Here is a 4,812-nt window from a genome sequence, read left to right as displayed (position 1 = left end):
GTATCCGTCCGGTGATCTGCACCTAGCCTAGTTTTGCATTCCAAGGTAACAAATGATCCAGGCTTTCTGGCTTGAGTGACAGCTGCTCTAGGCAGTACATGAGATAGTCAAAAGGCATCAGCCCATTAGCCTTGGCAGTTTCTATCATGCTGTACAGTATGGCACTGGCTTTTGCTCCATTGGCCGTGTTGGCAAATAGCCAATTTTTACGGCCAATGACGAACGGCTTTATGGCTCGCTCTGCGCGATTATTGTCGATATTCAGTCGCCCATCCTCAAGATAGCGGTTCAGATTGGGCCATTGATTTAGGCAGTAGGTTATTGCCTTCCCTAAGCTGCTTTTAGGTGGCACATGGTGTTGTGATTTCTCCAGCCAACGATGCAACTCATCCAGTAAGGGTTGGCTGTGCAGCTGCCTTTGTTGGCGCCGTACCTCGGGGCTTGAGTCTTTATTCAAGGTTTCGATTCGGTAGATTTTCTGGATATGGTTCAGAGCCCAGTTTGCCTTGCCCGTTTTGCCTTTAGGCTGAGCGATTTCAGCCTCTGTGAACTTACGACGAGCATGGGCCCAGCAGCCCACGAGTTCGGCATCGGTTTTAGCATAACCGGCGTAACCATCGACTTGCAGGTAACCACTAAATCCGTCAAGAAAATCAACCGCACATTGGCCGGCACGACTAGGCTGGTAATCGTATAACACGATATTGGGGATGCCTTGATTATTCGGTGTGTCGGTACCAGTGACATACAGCCACATATAGCAGGTCGCTTTGTCTTCTTTGAGCACATTGACCGTGGTTTCATCCGCTTGGATAACCGCTTGTTGCAGCAAAATTTCACACAATTTATCGTAAAGCGGGAGCAACAGTTCACCGCATTTCAAAATCCAGTCGGCCATGGTTTTGCGACTCAACTCGATACCATATTGCTGAAACAGGCTCTCTTGGCGATATAGCGGCAAGCCATATTGGTACTTACTGGTGATGATTTGGCTCAGCAGTGACGCAGTAGCAATACCCTTGGGAATAGGACTGGCTGGCACCGGCGCGATTTTGATTTTCACCTCTGTACTGTGTTTGTCACAAACGCGACAACTGTATTTAAGCCGAACGTGTTCGATGACTTTCACTTGGGCAGGAACAAACTCGAGTTTCTCGCTTTTTTCTTCTCCCATTTGATGCAAATCATTGCCACAGCAGTCGCAGACTTTGTCTGCTGCGCTAATATCATGGATAACTACTTCACGGGGTAACTCGGCAGGGAGCGGTTTGCGCACCGGCTTTTTACGACGAGGTTTGCTGACCTTTGCTACGTCTTCAGCTTCAAGTGTTTCAACTTCGACTTCAGCCTCATTAAACAGTTCGGCTTGGCTAGGATACCCCTCGGCACTTTTGCCGAACTGCTTTTGCTGGGCAAGCCGAAATAGTTCTTCGAGATGCAGCAGTTTACTCTGCTGTTGCAGAATAATTTTCTTCAGTAACGCCGGATCATCCGGGAGATTTTTAAGGTCGAATTTCATGCGGTTATTATCGGACAATTCATCACTAACCGCTTGTGTTTATTTAGATTAATTGGTGATCTTCAACTTATTACGTTGGCGGTTACAGAAGACAAACAGGTGCTCATTGCAAGGCTCTTGGTGCAGGCTGTAAGCAACAATGTTACTCAAGCCATCGATAGATTTACGCATATCGGTGGTGCCGCAGATCAACGTGACATCGAGCCGGGTGCTGTTGCCAAACATATTGTTCTCCAATCAAGTTAGATAAACAATGATGCCAGCTCACGGCCAAGTGATGAAGGTGTGCTTCGGCGGACGCTTACGAAGCTAGTTCAATAAAAGGAATTTATTATGGCAGAATTACAATTTTATAAGCTCACCAAGACACCTAGTGGACAAGAGCTTTGGACATACATGGCAGCGGTTCTTGAAGCAACAGGTATGGATAAAGGAAAGGTCTATCCTCTGAAAAAGTTCCTTGGGAATTTCAAGACACACCTTGATAACGGCAGAATTTTGCGTGTTGAAAAAGGCTATCAGTTGACTCCAATAGGTATTGATTATTTTCAAGATCGATACAGCGCGAATAGCCGTCAGCGCATTGAAAGGTCTGAGGTTGAGAGCATGCTAAAAGGTATTAAAACAGGACTCGTTTCAGGGGGCTGGGAACCTTTAAAATAAACTAGTCATTAATAAATCTAATGGCTTAGCAGCCAATTAATCTGCTAAGCCAATTTATTCAATGAGCCAATATATTTTTAACTATTTTATAGCCAATAGCTTTCTGAATCAGTTATTTTTACTCTATTTCCAGCAACTCACTAATCTCCACATCTAAATATTTGCACAGTGTTTCAATTACATCCAACTCAACTCTTGTTGCCGTCTCATTATAAAGGCGAGTGATCGTGCCCCTATTTATACCGGTATCCCTTGCTACATCAGCAACCTTAAGCCTCTTTTCACCGAGTATTCTGGAAAGATTACACTTCAAAATGATCTCCAATAATAAAAAATGTTCTCCTGCAGATAAAAAAGGCTTGCAAAAGATAATAAATGAGCATAAATTCGTTCTACAGGAGAGCGAGAAGGCTTTCTGTGAAATCAAATGACCTATCGGAGAGTATATTATGTCTAACACCTATTTAACAGCTGAAGAGCTGTCTCTGCGCATTAAATATGATGCAAGAACGATTCGAGATCAGTTAAAGGATGCGATTCTACTTGAGGGAGTGCATTACATTCGGCCATTTGGGGGCCGGAAAATTCTGTTTATTTGGGAAAGCGTCGAGCAATTGATGCTGTTTGGCTACTCAGATGTTCTACCAACTAAGTAGGAGGCTGTATGGGTAGTATTAACTCTCGAAATAATAAGCTGTATCTCGACTTTAGATTCAAGGGGATACGTTGTAGAGAAATGACCATGCTTGAAGATACAACAGCTAATCGAAAAAGAGCAAGGGCAGTACTTACTCGAATTGAAGCGGAAATTCAGCTGAATCAATTTGAATATGCTCGTCATTTCCCTAACAGCAAGCAAGTTGAGAAGTTTGAAGCTTACGACCGAATGACTGCTTTAAGAGATGCTTCTCGTACTGTGCAAGTCTCAATTTTTGTAGAGCAGTGGTTGCTTGAAAAGAAGGTGGAGTGGCGTCCATCGCAGCTAAGAACTATCGAGGATATCTTAACGTTATACGTCTTACCTCGCTTTGGTGAGCGGGAAATCAATTCGATCACTAAGACTGACATTCTTTCTTTTCGAGCGGATTTGGTCGATGGACAAGCTTTTGCAAAGGAGCTTTCTGCGTCACGGATAAATCAAATTTTGTCACCGCTTAGGGTAATTCTTAATGATGCTGCGGAGCGATATGAATTTGTTAATCCCTGGAAGTCAATAAAGCCTCTACCAGTCAATCGTAAGCCTGTGCATCCCTTCACATTAGATGAGGTGCTTAAGTTTATCGACTTTGTCAGACCAGACTTTCGTTGCTATTTCTTGGTGCGCTTTTTTACGGGTTTACGGACTGGAGAGATTGATGGATTACAGTGGGAAAACGTCGATTTTGAACGTCGTCAAATTTTAGTGCGTCAGTCTTGGGTTCGCAATAAGTTGGGGCCAGTGAAAACCAAAACGTCATTACGCGAAATTGATATGAATGACTTGGTTTATGACGCTTTATTTAAGCACTCTAAATTATCAGATCGTAGTGGCTTTGTGTTCCAGACTTCTTGCGGAAAACCTATGAACAATAAGAATATGTCTTATCGGGTTTGGTATCCGACACTCGACATTTTAAGAATTTCAAGAAGAAATCCTTATCAAACCAGGCATACGGCGGCAACGCTCTGGTTGGCATCAGGGGAGTCTCCCGAGTGGATAGCGAAACAAATGGGGCATGCCAATACCAATATGTTGTTTACTGTCTACTCTCGGTATGTGCCTAATTTAACACGTAAAGATGGCAGTGCCTTTGAAGCATTTTTGAACCAAAAACTAAGAGGATAACCAAGTGAAATCAAATATCGTTAAGAACTTAGCTTACTATTTATGCCAACGTTTGTATTGTTTACCTACTGGTCGTGAACTCAATTTTTTGGTTGGGAACGGAACTGGACAACAAAACATTGATGCAATAGCTGACTGGATAGGGAAAAACTATATTAAGCATCAAACGGTTGATATCGATTGGTGGGAGATTCAACTGAGGAAGCACCTTACTGCGAAAGGGGTTCTATTGGATTGATCCCAAATGCTATGGTGTTATAACTTCACTAAGCAAAATACACCGTCTAAAGCAGAGCGGTGTATTTTGCTTAGTGATGTTCGCTAAATGCATTTAACTTAATGGATAAAGTAGGGCTCAAATTCAGAGAGTTAGTGCCACACTCATTGTTATGTGAAGGGGCTAATCAGAAAAATTAGCTAGTAATTCAGGTGTTTATGCTGGTTTCGGCTCCAAGGGACTTGATGGGGGACTCGTCGTGTTGTATTGAATACTTGAAATAGAGAGGGTATATGAAAAATGTTAACGAATTAGATGAGCACAGCCTCAATGTTGGTCGGCGTTGTTGCCTAAATGAATGAACCTTCCGTCTCAGATGCGATCAGATCCTGTGAATACCACGCAGGAACCGCTATCAGATGGGCAAATCTAAATCTCGCATTACCAATTGGCCGGAATATAACAAGGCGTTGACCAACCGAGGCTCACTGACTTTTTGGATAGACGAGCAGGCGCTCAACCTCTGGTGTCACACTGAACACCATGGTGGTCGAGGTCGGGGATTTCAATACAGTGACACGGCGATAG

8 protein-coding genes are annotated in these 4,812 nt (G+C 43.4%); 5 read left to right on the top strand and 3 right to left on the bottom strand.

All coding sequences use genetic code 11. The annotated features are described in order from the left end of the window. Positions 1-22 precede the first annotated feature (22 nt). A complete protein-coding gene (gene tnpC / locus L5M18_RS22895; RefSeq protein WP_263198706.1) occupies positions 23-1,519 on the bottom strand; it encodes an IS66 family transposase in 1,497 nt (498 codons plus the stop codon). A 48-nt stretch (positions 1,520-1,567) separates the two neighbouring features. Beyond that, the gene (gene tnpB, locus L5M18_RS22890) at positions 1,568-1,744 is read right to left on the bottom strand and encodes an IS66 family insertion sequence element accessory protein TnpB (RefSeq protein WP_263198704.1); all 177 of its coding nucleotides are present in this window, start codon (positions 1,742-1,744) and stop codon (positions 1,568-1,570) included. 108 nt (positions 1,745-1,852) lie between these two features. On the opposite strand from tnpB, the gene L5M18_RS22885 reads away from it, so the two are divergent. Further along, positions 1,853-2,182, top strand: a complete 330-nt coding sequence (locus L5M18_RS22885) for a hypothetical protein (RefSeq protein ID WP_263198703.1) — start codon at positions 1,853-1,855, stop codon at positions 2,180-2,182. A gap of 118 nt (positions 2,183-2,300) precedes the next feature. Here the strand turns inward: L5M18_RS22885 and L5M18_RS23455 are convergent, their stop codons facing one another. After that, positions 2,301-2,642: a helix-turn-helix transcriptional regulator gene (locus tag L5M18_RS23455; protein WP_317629911.1), complete on the bottom strand. Its 342-nt coding sequence runs from the start codon at positions 2,640-2,642 to the stop codon at positions 2,301-2,303. On the opposite strand from L5M18_RS23455, the gene L5M18_RS22875 reads away from it, so the two are divergent. The 4 genes from L5M18_RS22875 to L5M18_RS22860 all read left to right on the top strand — a co-directional run. After that, positions 2,632-2,838 carry a hypothetical protein gene (locus tag L5M18_RS22875; RefSeq protein WP_011919780.1) on the top strand — a complete coding sequence of 69 codons (207 nt, stop codon included), beginning with the start codon at positions 2,632-2,634 and terminating at the stop codon, positions 2,836-2,838. The two genes, L5M18_RS23455 and L5M18_RS22875, sit on opposite strands and share 11 nt — an antisense overlap. Positions 2,839-2,846: 8 nt before the next feature. Then, positions 2,847-4,007, top strand: a complete 1,161-nt coding sequence (locus L5M18_RS22870; RefSeq protein WP_263198702.1) for a tyrosine-type recombinase/integrase — start codon at positions 2,847-2,849, stop codon at positions 4,005-4,007. Between the two features lie 4 nt (positions 4,008-4,011). Then, a complete protein-coding gene (locus tag L5M18_RS22865; protein ID WP_028764590.1) occupies positions 4,012-4,245 on the top strand; it encodes a hypothetical protein in 234 nt (77 codons plus the stop codon). A 398-nt stretch (positions 4,246-4,643) separates the two neighbouring features. Then, on the top strand, positions 4,644-4,812 hold a 169-nt coding region (locus tag L5M18_RS22860), incomplete at its 3' end, for a transposase (RefSeq protein ID WP_011711619.1).

The sequence above is a fragment of the Shewanella sp. SM20 genome (assembly GCF_025654545.1).
In the GTDB taxonomy this organism is placed as follows: Bacteria; Pseudomonadota; Gammaproteobacteria; order Enterobacterales; family Shewanellaceae; genus Shewanella; species Shewanella oncorhynchi.
This window is presented reverse-complemented; position numbering and strand designations above follow the sequence as displayed.

Bases quoted from the DNA above. Each gene is read 5' to 3' on its own strand.
- tnpC (WP_263198706.1), bottom strand. From the start codon at position 1,519: ATGAAATTCGACCTTAAAAATCTCCCGGATGATCCGGCGTTACTGAAG.
- tnpB (WP_263198704.1), bottom strand. From the start codon at position 1,744: ATGTTTGGCAACAGCACCCGGCTCGATGTCACGTTGATCTGCGGCACC.
- L5M18_RS22885 (WP_263198703.1), top strand. From the start codon at position 1,853: ATGGCAGAATTACAATTTTATAAGCTCACCAAGACACCTAGTGGACAA.
- L5M18_RS22875 (WP_011919780.1), top strand. From the start codon at position 2,632: ATGTCTAACACCTATTTAACAGCTGAAGAGCTGTCTCTGCGCATTAAA.
- L5M18_RS22870 (WP_263198702.1), top strand. From the start codon at position 2,847: ATGGGTAGTATTAACTCTCGAAATAATAAGCTGTATCTCGACTTTAGA.